Below are 16,160 nucleotides of genomic sequence, written 5' to 3' on the forward strand. Positions count from 1 at the left end.
ATATTGCTTGGAATAATAGATAGCAACAGACAGTCCAAAAATCATATCTTTTTCAGCCGATGAAATTGAACTGTCTTATTGTTTTCATTGGCTTGTTTCAAAGAAGGAGATTAAACGATGCATAAAATACTAATTGGAACTAATAATAGAGCTAAAACAAAGGCAGTTGAAGTGGTAGCTGGCAAATTTTATCCTGATGCTATTTTTGTAAATCAGGAGGTTTCCTCACAAGTGTCGAATCAGCCGATGAGCAACGAGGAAACTAGGCAGGGAGCAATTAACCGAGCAAAACGATTAATGCAAGACTTTGATGGTACCTTTGGCATCGGCTTAGAAGGCGGTGTACAGGAAATTTCTGATACTATGTATGTTTGTAACTGGGGTGCTCTTGCAACCAAAACAGGAGAAGTGTTTACTGCTACCGGAGCAGGTGTAGCCTTACCAAAGGAAATAGCAGATAGTTTAAAAGAGGGTGCGGAACTTGGACCCATAATGGACGTCTATACTAACAAGAAAGGTATACGTCATCACGAAGGAGCAATAGGAGTATTTACAAACGGTTTTGTAAAACGAAGTGATATGTTCGAGCATATTATGTTATTGCTCATTGGTCAGTATGAACTTTCTTTAAAGACTCAAAATGCGAAATTAGATTTACAGGAATGAAAAACCAACTAGCTTAATAAGATATACTAGTTGCAAGTAAATAAAATCATAGTTAAAATATATAGCAGTTATGCATTGAATGGAGGAAAGAATTTGACGAGAATTTGGATGCGGGTTATTCTCGCGTCGCTAGCTGTCATTTTAATAGCAGGGTGCGCATCTATAGATGAACAAGCTGTAGACGGCCTTGAACAAGCTGAAAAAGCCTTTCAAGGGGATGCTGAAGATCCTAACGAAGAAATTAACAGTATAAAACTTTTCTTACCAAGTGGATATTCTATTGAAGATGATTCCGATGAAACTAATATTCTTCTCAACAAAGGGAAAAATTCTTTTATTTTATTTATCAATCCCAATGAATCATCTTCGAGTAAATTATACTATGATTTAATGATGGCAAATAAAAATGTGAAAATCATTAAGGAAGCAACCTTTGAAAAAGATGATCGGTTTGGTTTTGTTGCCATTTTAGAAAATAGCGAAGAAAGATATGAGTTAATAACCAGTATTGGCGGTATCAAATTAACAACTATTACTAAAGAGAAAGATGTTGCTAATAATCTTGAACAGATGATGATGATAGTCAGATCTATTCAAACGAAATAGGGGGAATTCACGTGGAAAACTTACAATCCATTGATCAATTCGAACAATTAAAGAATACTGGGAAGGTTGTATTTAAATTTACAGCCGATTGGTGTCCAGATTGTCATTTTATCGACCCGTTTATGGGAGAGGTGGAAGAGCAGTTTTCTGAATTCCAATTTATCTCCGTAGATAGAGATAAGTTTATAGATTTATGTGTTGAGTTAAACATTTTAGGTATTCCGAGTTTTGTCGCTTTTGAAAATGGAAACGAGATAGGTCGTTTCGTAAGTAAAGATCGTAAAACAAGAGAAGAAATTGAATTATTTCTTCAATCTATCTAAGAGACTAAACGGTTCACAAATTGTGAGCCGTTTTTATTTGGGATTCCATACATAATATTTGTTTTTAACTGCTATATAGCGATAGAATTCACATAGGCAAGTCTTTTGTGAATAAGAAAGGAAGGGATACTTTGAAAGCACTTGAATTGATAAGATTATTTAAAACTAAAATGACAGAAGAAATATATATGTATGATTACAATCGTGAAACGAATAAGCTTCGTTTAACCCATAAGCAACTAGGAAAAGGTATGGATATTTCGATTCCTCCTATATTAGCGAAATATGAAACAAAAAAAGAGGAAGCAATTAACGAGGTAGTATACACAATACAAGAGACATTTTCAGCTATGGAGAAGGAAATGGCAGGAGAAATTGATCCAACGTTAGCGGTTTATCCTGTAATTCGTTCTACTTCCTTTCCTCTTAAATCTAACGAGGGAAACCGATTTGTTACGAAAGACCATACTGCTGAAACTAGAGTTTACTATGCTTTAGATTTAGGAAATACTTATCGTTTGCTAGATGAGAAGATGTTAGCGAGCTGGAATGTGCGGGAAACTGAGATAAGGGAGAGAGCTCTATTCCAGGTTAGAAATCTAAAAACAAATTATAAAACGGATGAAGTTGCTGGCAATATCTTTTACTTTTTTAACAATAATGACGGATATGATGCAAGCAGAATCTTAAACGAATCTCTATTAAAAGAAATGAAAAAACAGATTTCTGGAGATATGACTGTTTCTGTACCCCATCAAGATGTTATGATTATTGGTGATATAAGAAATGAGACAGGTTACGATGTTCTTGCTCAAATGACTATGCATTTCTTTACAGTAGGGACAGTGCCAATTACCTCATTATCTTTTATATATGACAAAGGAGATTTAGAGCCAATCTTTATCCTGGCTAAAAATCGAGTAACAAAGGAGAACGAAGACAAATGAATATATTTTACAATGCAGCCGGTATAGGTGACGTGTTATTAGTCCAATTAACACCAGAAAAAACAGAAAAAGTTATAACTGAAACTAAAGGCGATGTAACGCTTGTTAAGGATCAGCAATCAGCTGAGATTCTTGCAATCAATATATTTGGATTTAGTAAATATGCACAACTAGAAGCAAACGGACAAGTTACTTTAAATGAGGAGCTTGTGACAAAAATTCAAGCAGTATTAAATTCAAATGAAGTAGATTACCAATTAGAGGTGGACCTGTCTCCTAAATTCGTAGTTGGTTATGTGGAATCTTTAGAGCAGCATCCAAATGCGGACAAGTTAAAGGTGTGCCAAGTAAACGTAGGAACTGAAACCTTACAAATTGTTTGTGGCGCTCCAAACGTGGACGCTGGCCAAAAGGTAGTGGTAGCTAAAGTCGGAGCTGTTATGCCTTCTGGAATGGTTATTAAAGATGCAGAACTTCGAGGAATTGCTTCAAGTGGAATGCTTTGCTCTGCCAGAGAGCTTGCTTTACCAAATGCTCCTGAGGTGAAAGGTATTCTTGTTTTGGAAGATAACAATGAAATAGGAAGTGCCTTTGTTTCATAAAAGTATGAAGAAGTTCTTAAAGCATGCCTAATAGGTGTGCTTTTTTTCTACTATCTTTTAATTTTTAACAGACGTATACCGTAATTATTGGTAAAATAGATGGTATCGAGTAGAAAGAGTGATGTAAATGAACTGGTTTAAAAAATTATTTTCAAATAATGAGGAAGAAAATATAGAAGAATTTGAAGCTGAGGAGTTATCTCCAAAAGAAACGAAAACTCCTTTCCGCTTTCCATTAATATCGGATAATGAAAAAAACGAATTCCTGTATGGAGTAAAGGAAGAAAAAATAATTAACGAGCCGATTGTAAATGAGAAAAAAGTATATGAAGCTCCTCCTATCTATGAAGGCTGGCAACAAAGAAAAATACAGCCAGTAGTCAAAAAAGTGGAAAAAGAAATAGTTGAAGAAGCAGCTATCGTAAAGAAAAAGAGACCCTTCACTCCAACTCAAGTTCCTTCTCCAGTATATGGCTATAATAAGCCAAAGGAAAAATATGGGACAACCCACAAGGAACCAATTATAGAGAGAGAGCCTATTATAAGTAAAGAAAAAATTGTGAGTCCTTTCCCCATGCCACAGGAGGTAAAGGCAGAGCAATCAGTGGAAATCAAAGAAAATGCCATAGAGGATCCAGTACTTGTAGTAAGTGAAAAAACATCGGAGGTTCTCGATAAAGCTCCAAATATCAATACTTCTTTAGAGGAATCGCCAAACGAGATAGTAGAAGTAAAACAAGAATTGGAACAAATTTCTAAGGTGGAAAAGCCGAAATTAGAGCATGTTGAAGTAAAAGAGGAATCACAAGTAGCAGAACCGCTTGAAGTAGTAGAGGAAACAGTTGTAAATAATCTTGAAGTTAAAGAAGAGCAACCAATGGTAACTGAGCTCCTTAAAGTAGAAGAACAGCCATTAGTCGAGCAATTTGAAAGAAAAGAAGAACATGAAGTCGAAGAAGAAGCAGTAGTTAATGCTCTTGAAGTAAACGAAGAGCAACAAACGGTAACAGAGCTACTTGAAACCAAAGAAACACCGCTAGTCGAACAACTTGAAAGAAAAGAAGAACAGCAAGTAGTAGAATCGCTTGAAGTCAAAGGGGAATCAGTAGGAGAACCGATTAAGACGCCTGAAGCAACTCGAACAGAGAAAATCAGACCCTTTAACGTTTTAATGCTAAAGTCAGATAAGGATAAGTTGAATAAACTAGGAAATAAAATAATACCTAACCAACAGAGCTTTTCATCCATGCCGCCTGTTTCTGTAGCTGAGCCGACACAAGCCCGACATAAAGAAGAAGTAAGGGTGGAAGAAAACTCTGTAACAGAACCAATTGAGGAAATGCAGGAAGAATACACTTCTAGCTATCAAAAACCTTCCTTTAGTTATCTTTTACCTCCAGAGATGAAGGATGAGGATAAGGAGTGGATGGAGGATCAAGCTGCCACTTTAGTGGAAGCCCTTTCGTATTTTCAAGTGAGCGGGGAAATTGTTCAAATGTTTCAAGGACCAGCAGTTACTCAATTTGAAATTACAGTAGGACATGGTACGAAGGTAAGTAAAATTCGCAACCTAGCAGATGATCTTAAGCTTGCTCTAGCAGCGAAGGACATTCGTATACAAGCTCCTATACCAGGAAAAAGCTCAATAGGTATTGAAATTCCTAATAGAAAATCACGTGCTGTACGTATATCGGAGGTTCTTAACACGAATGTATTTATTGAATCTGACTCTCCTTTAGAAGCAGCCCTTGGTTTAGATTTAACTGGTAAACCTGTGACAATCGATTTGAGAAAGATGCCACATGGGCTAATTGCAGGAGCAACAGGCTCGGGGAAATCTGTGTTTATCAATTCTTTGCTTGTTAGTCTGTTATATAAGGCAACTCCAGATGAATTGAAATTATTGTTAATCGATCCTAAGATGGTGGAGCTTGCTCCTTTTAACCATATTCCTCATTTAGTAAGTCCAGTAATCACAGATGTGAAAGCTGCAACAGCAGCTCTCAAATGGGCAGTTGAAGAAATGGAACGTCGTTATCAATTGTTTGCTCATATCGGAGTGCGTGATATTAGCAGATATAACACATTGGCCACGGAAAAAAGACAGTTTGCTCAAAAACTACCTTACCTTGTTATTGTAATTGATGAGTTAGCTGACTTAATGATGATGGCTCCAACCGAGGTGGAGGATGCTATTTGTCGTATTGCACAAAAAGCAAGAGCTTGTGGAATACATCTTGTTTTAGCAACACAACGTCCTTCTGTTGATGTAATTACAGGCCTCATAAAGGCAAATATTCCTACACGAATTGCTTTTTCTGTATCATCCCAAATAGATTCACGGACTATTTTAGACCAGCAAGGTGCTGAGAGATTGCTTGGTCGCGGAGATATGCTTTATCAAGGCAATGGTATGTCGAGTCCAGTAAGGATTCAGGGTACTTATGTGACAGACGATGAAATAGAAAGTGTTATTGACTTTGCAAGAAGCCAAGGAACCCCCAATTATATGTTTGAACAGGATGAGCTAATACAAAAAACAGAGACAGCCTCCGAACAAGACGAATTATTTGAGGAAGCTTGTCGATTTGTAGTTGAACAGGGCAGTGCATCCACATCATTATTGCAACGGAAATTCCACTTAGGATATAATCGGGCAGCTAGGCTGATTGATGCTATGTATGAGAGTGGTTATATTTCTGATCAACGAGGAAGTAAGGCTAGAGAAGTGTTATTGACAAATGATAGCATTGACCAAATTTTTAGTTAAATATATTTATTAATATAACGTACTAAAAAGTGATATAATGGGGAATACGTCTAATAGGCGAACGCATAATCAATGTATATAAGTGGGACTAATCCCAGGAGGTTTACAATGTATGACAAAGTATCATTTTACAGGGATTAAGGGGTCGGGTATGAGCCCGTTAGCTCAAATCCTTCATGATGAAGGTCATGAAGTTCAAGGATCCGATATTGAAAAATATTTTTTTACAGAAAAACCATTACATGATCGCCAGATAAATGTTCTATTGTTCGATGAAGATAATGTAAAAGAAGGAATGACAGTGATTGCAGGAAATGCATTTCCTGACACTCATCCTGAAATAGTGAAGGCTAAGGAACTAGGGTTGGAAGTTATTCGTTATCATAAGTTTTTAGGTGATTATATGAACCAGTTTACTTCAATTGCAGTAACTGGAGCTCATGGGAAAACGTCAACTACAGGTCTACTCGCTCACGTTTTAAGCGGTTATAACGCTACTTCTTATCTAATTGGTGATGGCACTGGTAAAGGGGTTAACAACGCCTCTAATTTCGTTTTTGAAGCATGTGAATATCGCAGACACTTTTTGGCATATAGTCCAGATTATGCGATTATGACTAATATCGATTTTGACCATCCAGATTATTTTACAGATATTGAGGATGTATTTAACGCGTTTCAGGAAATGGCGATGCAAGTTAAAAAGGGCATTATAGCTTGTGGAGATGACTCTCATCTTCAACGCATTAAAGCGTCTGTGCCTGTTGTCTATTATGGTTTCGGGGAGCATAATGATTTTGCTGCTCGTAATATAGAAAAGACAACAGAGGGGACTTCCTTTGACGTATTTGTAAGAAATGAGTTTTATCATCGGTTTACGATACCAATGTACGGTGATCATGTCATTTTGAATTCTTTATCGGTTATATCTTTATGTCATTATGAGGGTGTGCCTGTAGAGGTTATCCAGGATGGTTTAGAATCCTTTGAGGGTGTTAAAAGACGTTTTACGGAAACAGTTATAGGAGATCGTGTAATTATTGATGATTACGCTCATCACCCGACAGAAATTGCTGTAACAATTGAAGGCGCACGTCAAAAGTATCCAGATAGAAAGCTTGTAGTGATATTCCAACCACACACATTTACTAGAACTCAAAAGTTCTTAAATGAGTTTAAAGAAAGCCTTAGCTTAGCTGACGAAGTGTACTTATGCGACATATTTGGATCAGCTAGAGAAAACGCAGGCTCTTTAACTATCGAAACACTAGGTGATCTTATAGAGGGCAGTCATATCCTTCAAGAGGAGTCGGTGGAACAATTATTAACTCATGAAAATGCTGTGTTTATGTTTATGGGTGCAGGAGATGTCCAAAAATATCAAAAGGCATTTGAAAAAAAACTAAATAATTAATAAAAATGCTTAATCTCTTATGTAGATTAAGCATTTTTTAGAGGAGTTTTCAAAAAAAAGTAGTATAGTATATAGAGTAAGAAGTTTAGTTTGGTTCAATTAGGGTAAAAATACTACATAACAAAAATGATGGGGAGTGTCCAAATGGAAAATCTATTATACATAGCTGCAATTGTAGCGGCCATAGCATTTCTAATATTATGTATAAGCTTGGCGGTAACTTTGTCTTCCGTTAAAAAGACCTTGAACAATGTGGCAGATACATTAGATGGGTTAGAGGCTCATTTACAAAACGTAACAAAAGAAACTGCTGAACTTTTGCATAAAACAAACGAACTGGCAGTGGATATTCAAGATAAATCCGAGAAGCTTAATACGGTTGTAGAAGCAGTGAAAAATGTTGGAACATCGGTGAATGGATTCAATAACTCAATACAACGCCTGTCAACTTCTGTCACTTCAGAAGTGGAAAAAAATGAAGATAAAATTGCACAGGTTGTTCAGTGGAGCAGCATTTTCCTTGGCATACGTGACAAGTGGAAAGAACGTAAAGCAATGGAACAAGCTGGCTTTTATACATTTGAAAAAGACAATATAAAATAAGCTAACTGGAGGAATTGAAATGACTAATTACGAATCAAACAAACCAAATTACAATGATGCAAAATTTGACCACGAGTACTATGCAAACCAATCATCATATGATCGACAAGGGCAGCCTAGCTATCCACCAATGCCTTCTTATAAGGAAAGCCGCCACAATATCTATAAGGATGAAGAAGTAAACGGTAAGGACTTCATCATGGGAGTAATTATCGGTGGTATCATAGGTGCTACGACAGCACTATTATTAGCCCCAAAAACAGGGACAGAGCTTCGTGACTCCTTAACATCTCAAGCAGGCCAGCTGAAAGAAAAAACAATCGACCTTTCTTCAACTGCTAAAGAAAAAACAACTCAAATTTCTAAACAGCTGCAAGAGCAATCTGGTCAGCTAGTAGACAAAGTGAAAAACATTAAAGGTTCACCTGCTTCACCATTAGATGATGGTACTGCTTCATCTGAAGGAGAAGAACCAATGGATTTCATGGAGACTATTTCTCAAACGACAGAAGAGTTAACAGAAGAAGAGGAAAATGCTACTGCAGTTGCTGAAGCTATTAAAGAAGCGATTACAGAAGAAAACGATTCTAATTCAAACTCAAACTCTAAAAAGACTACCACTACAAAAAAATAAAAAAGAACAAGCAGAGATGCTTGTTCTCAAACTGTAGAAAAAGTACCCCCGGAGTTCTTCTCTAGGGGTACTTTTTATTTAAGTTCAAATTACCACCCTGAATTTTATGGTGAGTCGTCTATGTTTTCAACTCACATTAGGCAGTTTGCCAAGTCCAAGTGGCATGATTACTTTTAAAAGATGTCTTAGAAGATTTAAAAACTCCACACATTTAAAAAGTTAACATTGGTCGATTGGAATGGAAGGCGCGAAGATTCCTACCGGAACAGCACGAGCCGAAGCACGCGGACTGAGCGACGCCTGAAATGGAAATCGACGATTTCTTACTATAGTACCGTTAATAAAAAAAGACTATAAGACAATTCCAATATCTTTGGGTTTGTCTACAGTCTGATAGAACAAGCAGAGATGCTTGTTCTTTTTTATTTTTCTACCCTACTCGAATTTCCAGTTGGTCTCCTCCGAAAATTTCTTCATCAAATCGGGAAGGTTGACCATTTCTCAAAATTTGAAAAGAGGTGGCATTCTCTGGAAGAGTCCACTCTGTGAAGCGAAACACATCTTGAAAAATCCAGGAGGAGTCATTTGCTTCTTCCCATACAATCTTGGCATTGTTTGGTATGACATCACTTCCTTGAAGAGTCAATTCTCCCATAGAAACTATAGCAAGCTCTTTAAAAAGTTCAACTTTTTCACTTTGAAAGGTGACTACTGTTCTAATAGATAATTTTTTGTTTAATATCTCAGCCAATTTTTCCAACGTAGGGTACTCTAAAGTATTGATTACTATTACGTCATTATCTTGAATGGAACTCTGTAATTTGCCTTTCATCCCGTTGATGAGTAGGTTAGGAGAAAGAACGGGCATATAGTGGTTTTTATCGTTAATGGTAACTGTGTAAGGGTTTAGCTTCTCTATATAGCTTTCCTTGTTGATGATATGTAGGAACTGTTCTACTGTCTGAACTGTTTCCACAGTAACCTTGTCTCTTTCCTTTAAAGGAGTGTCTATTGTAGAAGAAGCACCGTTGATATAAATCTTTGGTTCTACAATATACATAACTCCTTGGAAGGTGACTGTTTGAACAGATGCCTCATCCAACAAGTCTCGAACAGTAGCTACTCCTGGGTTTCCATCTTTTCCTTCTAGAAGCTCAATTGTATCTTTATTTTTTATGATGGTTTTCGTATTAGCCTCCATTCCATTTACCATTATCAAAGCCGCTTGACCATGTTCTCCAGGGATATGAAGAGTTTGATTATTAAGTTGGATAGATAGAGCAGCACCAGGTTTCCCGTATAATTTTCGGGTTGATATATTCGCAGCTAATAACGCATCACCAACTGTCATTTCCTTAAGTTCAAATAAACGAACAACCTGCCCATTCACCTTTACAGACATATACTGAATAGGAGACTTTTTCGCTGCAATTGCAATACCAATCGGTGTGACAAGCTCCGGTGTGATTGGAATATGTTCTTCCTTTGTTAAATCTTGTATTGCATCGATACCTCTAACAGCAACTCTATTAGCTGGCAAATTTAATGCTTGTTCTAAAGAGGTGGTGATGGTAGGTGTTAGGCTACCACCTCCTACAAGCATGACAGCTTTAGGAGAGCGATTATTATTTAAACGTAGTATCTCTTTTGAAATTTCAGTTGCTAGTTCTGTAATTGTTGGTTTTAGAGCTTCTATAACTTCTTCCTTTGGTATGTCCTGTTCAAAACCAAGGATATCCTGCACTTGAATGTAATCATTAGTATTGATTGCTCTCTTTGCTTTTTCAGCAAGAGGAAAGTCCAATAAATAATGATCGCTTAATGCTTCGGTAATTTCATCTCCCGCATATGGAACCATACCATAGGCGACTACTGTACCAAAGTCAGTGATTGCTATATCTGATGTTCCTGCTCCAATATCAACGAGGGCAACATTTAAACGACGCATTGATGTGGGAATCAATACATTAATAGCTGCGATTGGCTCTAATGTAAGAGCCTCCATTTCTAAATTAGCTCGCTTTAAAGCAGAAATCAGAGATTCAACTACAACTCGCGGAAGAAAGGTAGCTATTACTTCTATTGAGGCTTCCTCACCTTGTTGGTCAACCAAGCTCCCAATTTCTTCTCCATCCAATTTGTAGTATAAAACACTATATCCAACACAATAATAGTGACTAGACTGATTTCCATTGTCGGGCTGAACAAGAGCATTTTGAGCCTGTTGAACTGCTGAAAGCTCTAGTCTACTAACGTCTTCCTCGGAAAAAATCGGTCTATTTTTTATATTCATTTTTATCTCGGCTTGCTCAGTTTTTAAAGCTCTTCCTGCTGCAGCAACGCTTACTTTTTCTAAAGGACCATGCTTAGCTTCTAGTTTTTCCTTTATCAATTGTATTACCTCTGCTACTTTGAGCACGTTATGTATTTGACCATCCATCATTGCTCGATCCTTATGTTCTTCCACAAGTATGTCAACTACATGAAACGTTTCATTTCGTTGTTCTAGAATTATTCCTACGACAGATCGTGTACCGATATCTAATGCAAATAGGGTAGATGACAAGTTCTCACTTCCTTTTTAATATGAGACACTTTAGCGAGTTGAATCGCTAAAATAAAAAGCGTGACATTTCTCAAATGATTGATTATAATATGAATTATATCCTAAAATGTATCATAATTTTCAGGCGATAGAAAGAGTCGTAGCTGAGACGAAAGGAGAAATATCTATGAATCAAGTGGATTTAGAGGCTTTACGAAGCCGTGTAGACGAGATTAATGTAGAAATTCTACGTTTAATCAATGAAAGATCGGAAGTAGTGCAAGAGATAGGTAGAGTTAAAGAAAAGCAAGGTGTAAATAGATATGATCCTCTTCGTGAAAGACATATGCTAGATCATCTTAAAGAAAACAATGACGGTCCAATGCCACAATCAACTGTGGAGCATATATTTAAAGAAATCTTTAAAACAGCTCTAGAATTACAAGTGGATGACCAGAAAAAAGCACTTCTCGTTTCTCGCAAAAAGAAATCAGAAGATACAATTGTAACAATTAATGGAGAACAAATTGGTACAGGAACGCCATCGTTTGTATTTGGCCCTTGTGCTGTTGAATCATATACGCAGGTTGCAGAAGTTGCTGCTGCGATTCAATCTAAAGGATTAAAGTTAATTCGCGGAGGAGCATACAAACCACGTACGTCTCCTTATGATTTCCAAGGACTTGGCTTAGAAGGATTGAAAATTTTAAAACAAATTTCTCAAGAATTCGGTTTAGCGGTTGTTTCGGAGATCGTAACACCTAGTCACTTAGAGGAAGCACTTGACTATGTAGATGTTGTACAGGTCGGTGCCCGAAATATGCAAAACTTTGAACTATTGAAAGCAGTAGGTCAAATAAATAAACCTATCCTATTAAAACGTGGGATTGCAGCTACTTTAGATGAATTTATCCATGCTGCTGAATATATTATCTCTCAAGGTAATGACCAAATCATTTTATGTGAGCGTGGTATCCGCACATATGAAAGAGCTACAAGAAACACTTTAGATATTTCGGCAGTGCCTATTTTAAAACAAGAGACTCACTTGCCTGTATTTGTTGATGTGACGCATTCAACTGGTCGTCGTGATATTTTACTACCTGCTGCTAAGGCTGCAATTGCTATTGGAGCTGACGGAGTAATGGCAGAGGTTCACCCAGATCCTGCAGTGGCATTGTCTGATGCTGCTCAGCAAATGAACTTAAAGCAATTTGATGAGTTCTATGATTCCATTCAAAAATTCATGAAAAATCATGAAGTTCACGCATAAAATATAGTATTGTCACAAAACCGACTCTAAATAAGAGTCGGTTTTATTATTTAATTGAAAGTTGTTGAGGATATAAAGTATTATTTTAATATATACTGTAAATTAGATAAGAAAAGGAGGGTATGCAATGACTATCACTATTTATGATGTAGCAAGAGAAGCTAATGTATCTATGGCTACTGTGTCACGTGTAGTTAATGGCAATCAAAACGTAAAACCAGCAACTCGCCAAAAGGTGTTGGCCGTGATCGAACGACTAGATTACCGTCCTAATGCTGTGGCAAGAGGTTTAGCAAGTAAAAAGACAAAAACCGTAGGGGTTATTATCCCGGACATATCAAATGTTTTTTATGCGGAATTAGTTCGCGGTATTGAAGATATTGCAACTATGTATCGCTATAATATTATTTTAACGAATTCCGATCAACAGGAAGAAAAAGAAGTTCAGTTATTGTCGACCCTCTTAAGTAAACAAGTAGATGGTATAGTCATGATGAGTGACTATGTTTCAGAGGAAATGTTACATGAGATGAACCGGGCAAATGCACCGGTTGTTTTAGCAGGAACAGTGGAGCATTCTAATTCGTTCCCTTCTGTGAATATTGAATATCGTGAGGCTGCTATTGATGCAGTGAATCGACTTATTCAAAACGGTCACAAGCGAATCGCCTTTATATCAGGTTCCATTTCATCTCCGATTAATCGTGACTTTAAGCTTGCGGGCTATGAGGAAGCGTTGGAAAATGCGGATATCGAAGTGGATGAGGATTTAATAGTAGGCGTCGATAATACATACGACGACGGTTTAGCGGCATGGGAACAGCTTTGTAAACTGGACAATCCACCAACTGCATTTTTTGCAGGAAGTGATGAAATAGCAATCGGACTTATTCACGGAGCACAGGATAGTGGCTTAAATGTCCCTAATGATATTGAAATTATAAGCTTTGAGAATTCCAAACTTGCTCGAATGGTACGACCGCAATTAACTAGCGTAGTGCTTCCTTTATATGATATTGGAGCGGTTTCCATGAGATTGCTGACTAAGTTTATGAATAAAGAAAAGATTGAGGAACAAAATGTAGTTCTTCCTTATCGTATTGAGGAAAGAAATACAGTTAAATAACATTGTTGAGGGAGAGTCATGATGCATTCATGACTCTTCTTTTTTATGGAGAGAACCATTTGCATATTAGTACCTATCCATTTAATCACATAATTGCTATTTTATAAGATACGGGAGAATGAACAAAGAATAGTCGATTTCAGCTTTATGCGGACGCTTTCCGTGGGGGAATGATAAGCCATCACCGTCGCTTACGCGTCTCATCTGTCGCACTGATCCCATTGGAGTCGCCGTATGCTGCTCCAATCATAAGTTGTGTGGAAGTTAGATTGCCGGATGGATAAAACAAAATCAACTATTAAAGTTAAATTCAATTTATATAAAAAGTAGGATCAATAGATGGCAAACTTCCGCTTTCGACTGACGGTTTTCGTGGGGGGAACGATATTTGAACGACTACTCTGTAACATTGCTTAATTAAACCAGCTCATAATCTCGATGATCTACTTTACAATTTCGTTGATTCAGTGAGAAAATATTTTGCTTAAACTAACAATGCTGTTTAGTTTAAAAAAGCAGGTATTACTAAACGGATGTCGAAGGTGTTAATTAAAGGAATTATTCTATTAGAGAAAGAGGTATTAAAAGTGAGAAAAACTAAAGATAAAAATGAATTATTGGAATGGGTAAAAGCAATAGGCATTGCTATCTTATTTGCCTGGGGAGTTCGAGTATTTATATTAACACCTATTGTCGTTGATGGTGCTTCTATGATGCCCACCTTTGAAGACGGTGACAAAGTAGTAGTGAATAAAATTGGTCCAAGATTGACGGAGTACAAGCGATTTGATGTGATTGTATTTGAAGCAAAAGAAGATACAAATTATATCAAGCGTATTATAGGTATTCCTGGTGACCGTATTGCTTATGAAAACGATGAACTTTTTATTAACGGTGAGAAGTACGAAGAACCCTACTTGGATGAATATAAAAAAGCTTTGCTAGGCAATGATACACTCACTCAAGACTTTAAATTAGACCAAAAATTAGGTGAAATTGCTGTGCCAGAGGGACACTATTTTGTACTGGGAGATAATCGTCTTAATAGTATAGATAGTAGAGATCCTAGTGTTGGTTTTGTACCGATGGACAAATTTTTAGGGTCTGCAGAAATTGTTTTTCTTCCTTTAGATAATTTAAAGTTAATAAAATGATTCTGTTATTGTTATTCAACAAAATTGGAAAGTAGTAAAAGTAGGATAGAAATTATTGTAAAGAATATTTAATGATATAAACTATTTTTGCGGAAGACCATTTGATAATAAAAGCTTATAGTAAAAAAGGATGGAATGATTATGATGGTAGTAAGTGAAAAAGAAGTTCTTATACTGAATAGCGACAGAAATTTTAGATCACTTCTTGATATAATTGATTCTGTACCAAGCAGAAAAAGAAGTGTTTCTATTGAGACTCTAGAAAGAGATAAGAATTTTCGAGATGTATTAATGCATCTGTATGAGTGGCATGTAATGCTTGAAAGGTGGTATAGAGAAGGGATGGATGGAGATATCCCTTTTATGCCGGCACCCAGTTATAAATGGAGTACTATCAAGCTACTTAATATGCAGATTTGGAAAAACTATCAAGATGTAACATTAAATCAAGCTATAAAAAAATTTAAGTTAAGCCATGAGAGAGTAATGAATTTAATAAAGGCACATACGAATGAAGAAATCATGACAAAGAAATACTATAAGTGGACTAAGACAAGTAATTTATACAGCTATTTTGCAGCAAATACCTCCAATCATTACATATGGGCTATAAAAAAATGTGAAGTTATTGCAAATTATATTAATGACGGAGAAAAGGACAAGCTTGTGAAACAAAGTACCTAAAGTAATGTGATAAGTTCAAAATGACCATCATTTCCAGGGTTTATTTTAAACTAAGCAGTAAAATTAAGAAGGATTCTTTTTCCCAAACAAAGAATATTAGTTAAGATAGTAAATCAGTCTTTTTAAAAGGGAGTGACGGAGAAGATGTTAAGTAAAATCGGTCAAATTATGTTGTATGTAAATAACCAAGATAATGCTGTGAAATTCTGGACAGAAAATTTAGGTTTTACTGTAATAGCTGAAGAGAACAATGATCAGGGTTTTAGATGGATTGAAATTGCTCCGATAAATGGTGCAGAAACAAGTCTCATTCTGCATAATAAAGATTTTGTCTCTAAAATGTCTCCTGGATTAAATCTTGATACTCCTTCATTAATGTTTTTCACAGAGGATATCGAACAATTATACAATGACTTATTAAATAAAAAAATTACAGTCGGAGAGATAGTAAATATGCCGACTGGTAGAGTATTTAACTTTGCAGACAATGAAGAGAACTATTTTGCAGTAATGGAAAAAAAGTAATTTCCTAAATAATAGTTGATAAGTACAGGTAAGGCTACTTAATCTAGGTAGCTTTTTTATTATGTAAGGATAGATATTAACTTTAAAGAAAACATTTGTAATAGGTTTGCAGAACTTGGCACTTCATAATGAAGTAATAAATGCCTTGTTAAAAAATATTTTTGTTTTTTATTATTAATTTTAAGCTTGTGATATAGTACAACAAAAATCTCATTTCGGTAGATAAGCATGCAAATCAGATATGAGCGAACACTTTCATTCGTTTTATATTAGTGAGCAGAATACGCG

Annotated in this window: 15 protein-coding genes; 14 read left to right on the plus strand and 1 reads right to left on the minus strand. The window is 36.2% G+C overall.

Features of this window, described 5'->3' with window-relative positions; genetic code table 11:
• The first annotated feature begins 117 nt into the window (after nt 1-117).
• The 9 genes from H9650_RS05040 (at nt 118) to H9650_RS05080 (ending at nt 8,565) form a co-directional block, all read left to right on the plus strand.
• Complete coding sequence (locus tag H9650_RS05040; RefSeq protein ID WP_144535241.1) at nt 118-666, plus strand: DUF84 family protein; 549 nt, start codon at nt 118-120, stop codon at nt 664-666.
• Between the two features lie 93 nt (nt 667-759).
• On the plus strand, nt 760-1,272 hold the full coding sequence (locus tag H9650_RS05045) for a hypothetical protein (RefSeq protein WP_154310303.1): 513 nt from the start codon (nt 760-762) through the stop codon (nt 1,270-1,272).
• 11 nt (nt 1,273-1,283) lie between these two features.
• Complete coding sequence (locus H9650_RS05050; RefSeq protein WP_144535245.1) at nt 1,284-1,595, plus strand: thioredoxin family protein; 312 nt, start codon at nt 1,284-1,286, stop codon at nt 1,593-1,595.
• A gap of 131 nt (nt 1,596-1,726) precedes the next feature.
• Nucleotides 1,727-2,542 (plus strand): DUF1444 family protein, encoded by an 816-nt coding sequence (locus tag H9650_RS05055; RefSeq protein ID WP_144535247.1) that lies wholly within the window; start codon nt 1,727-1,729, stop codon nt 2,540-2,542.
• Nucleotides 2,539-3,144, plus strand: a complete 606-nt coding sequence (gene ytpR, locus H9650_RS05060) for a YtpR family tRNA-binding protein (protein ID WP_144535249.1) — start codon at nt 2,539-2,541, stop codon at nt 3,142-3,144. The genes H9650_RS05055 and ytpR overlap by 4 nt, the downstream gene beginning before the upstream one ends.
• 127 nt (nt 3,145-3,271) lie before the next feature.
• Complete coding sequence (locus tag H9650_RS05065) at nt 3,272-5,914, plus strand: DNA translocase FtsK (RefSeq protein WP_191696744.1); 2,643 nt, start codon at nt 3,272-3,274, stop codon at nt 5,912-5,914.
• Nucleotides 5,915-6,026: 112 nt separating this feature from the next.
• Nucleotides 6,027-7,328 carry a UDP-N-acetylmuramate--L-alanine ligase gene (gene murC / locus H9650_RS05070; protein ID WP_191696745.1) on the plus strand — a complete coding sequence of 434 codons (1,302 nt, stop codon included), beginning with the start codon at nt 6,027-6,029 and terminating at the stop codon, nt 7,326-7,328.
• Between the two features lie 144 nt (nt 7,329-7,472).
• Nucleotides 7,473-7,931: a DUF948 domain-containing protein gene (locus H9650_RS05075; protein WP_144535255.1), complete on the plus strand. Its 459-nt coding sequence runs from the start codon at nt 7,473-7,475 to the stop codon at nt 7,929-7,931.
• Between the two features lie 19 nt (nt 7,932-7,950).
• On the plus strand, nt 7,951-8,565 hold the full coding sequence (locus H9650_RS05080) for a YtxH domain-containing protein (protein WP_144535257.1): 615 nt from the start codon (nt 7,951-7,953) through the stop codon (nt 8,563-8,565).
• 430 nt (nt 8,566-8,995) lie between these two features.
• On the opposite strand, the gene pilM is transcribed toward H9650_RS05080, so the two are convergent.
• On the minus strand, nt 8,996-11,131 hold the full coding sequence (pilM, locus tag H9650_RS05085) for a pilus assembly protein PilM (protein WP_191696746.1): 2,136 nt from the start codon (nt 11,129-11,131) through the stop codon (nt 8,996-8,998).
• Between the two features lie 166 nt (nt 11,132-11,297).
• Between pilM and H9650_RS05090 the strand changes: the two genes are divergently transcribed.
• From H9650_RS05090 to H9650_RS05110, 5 genes are all read left to right on the plus strand, one after another.
• Complete coding sequence (locus H9650_RS05090) at nt 11,298-12,383, plus strand: bifunctional 3-deoxy-7-phosphoheptulonate synthase/chorismate mutase (RefSeq protein ID WP_144535261.1); 1,086 nt, start codon at nt 11,298-11,300, stop codon at nt 12,381-12,383.
• A gap of 127 nt (nt 12,384-12,510) precedes the next feature.
• Nucleotides 12,511-13,509, plus strand: coding sequence for a catabolite control protein A (gene ccpA / locus H9650_RS05095; protein ID WP_144535263.1), 999 nt, complete (start codon nt 12,511-12,513; stop codon nt 13,507-13,509).
• A gap of 587 nt (nt 13,510-14,096) precedes the next feature.
• Nucleotides 14,097-14,663, plus strand: a complete 567-nt coding sequence (gene lepB, locus H9650_RS05100; RefSeq protein WP_318245391.1) for a signal peptidase I — start codon at nt 14,097-14,099, stop codon at nt 14,661-14,663.
• 141 nt (nt 14,664-14,804) lie between these two features.
• Nucleotides 14,805-15,347, plus strand: a complete 543-nt coding sequence (locus H9650_RS05105) for a ClbS/DfsB family four-helix bundle protein (RefSeq protein ID WP_191696748.1) — start codon at nt 14,805-14,807, stop codon at nt 15,345-15,347.
• A gap of 144 nt (nt 15,348-15,491) precedes the next feature.
• Nucleotides 15,492-15,872 carry a VOC family protein gene (locus H9650_RS05110; protein ID WP_144535269.1) on the plus strand — a complete coding sequence of 127 codons (381 nt, stop codon included), beginning with the start codon at nt 15,492-15,494 and terminating at the stop codon, nt 15,870-15,872.
• The last annotated feature ends 288 nt before the right edge of the window (nt 15,873-16,160 follow it).

Origin of the sequence: Psychrobacillus faecigallinarum (genome assembly GCF_014836595.1) — a bacterium.
Taxonomy (GTDB): domain Bacteria; phylum Bacillota; class Bacilli; order Bacillales_A; family Planococcaceae; genus Psychrobacillus; species Psychrobacillus faecigallinarum.

Coding starts and splice junctions, on each gene's coding strand:
- H9650_RS05105 (WP_191696748.1), top strand. CDS start 14,805: ATGATGGTAGTAAGTGAAAAAGAAGTTCTTATACTGAATAGCGACAGA.
- H9650_RS05110 (WP_144535269.1), top strand. CDS start 15,492: ATGTTAAGTAAAATCGGTCAAATTATGTTGTATGTAAATAACCAAGAT.
- H9650_RS05080 (WP_144535257.1), top strand. CDS start 7,951: ATGACTAATTACGAATCAAACAAACCAAATTACAATGATGCAAAATTT.
- H9650_RS05075 (WP_144535255.1), top strand. CDS start 7,473: ATGGAAAATCTATTATACATAGCTGCAATTGTAGCGGCCATAGCATTT.
- ytpR (WP_144535249.1), top strand. CDS start 2,539: ATGAATATATTTTACAATGCAGCCGGTATAGGTGACGTGTTATTAGTC.
- H9650_RS05040 (WP_144535241.1), top strand. CDS start 118: ATGCATAAAATACTAATTGGAACTAATAATAGAGCTAAAACAAAGGCA.
- H9650_RS05090 (WP_144535261.1), top strand. CDS start 11,298: ATGAATCAAGTGGATTTAGAGGCTTTACGAAGCCGTGTAGACGAGATT.
- H9650_RS05065 (WP_191696744.1), top strand. CDS start 3,272: ATGAACTGGTTTAAAAAATTATTTTCAAATAATGAGGAAGAAAATATA.
- ccpA (WP_144535263.1), top strand. CDS start 12,511: ATGACTATCACTATTTATGATGTAGCAAGAGAAGCTAATGTATCTATG.
- murC (WP_191696745.1), top strand. CDS start 6,027: ATGACAAAGTATCATTTTACAGGGATTAAGGGGTCGGGTATGAGCCCG.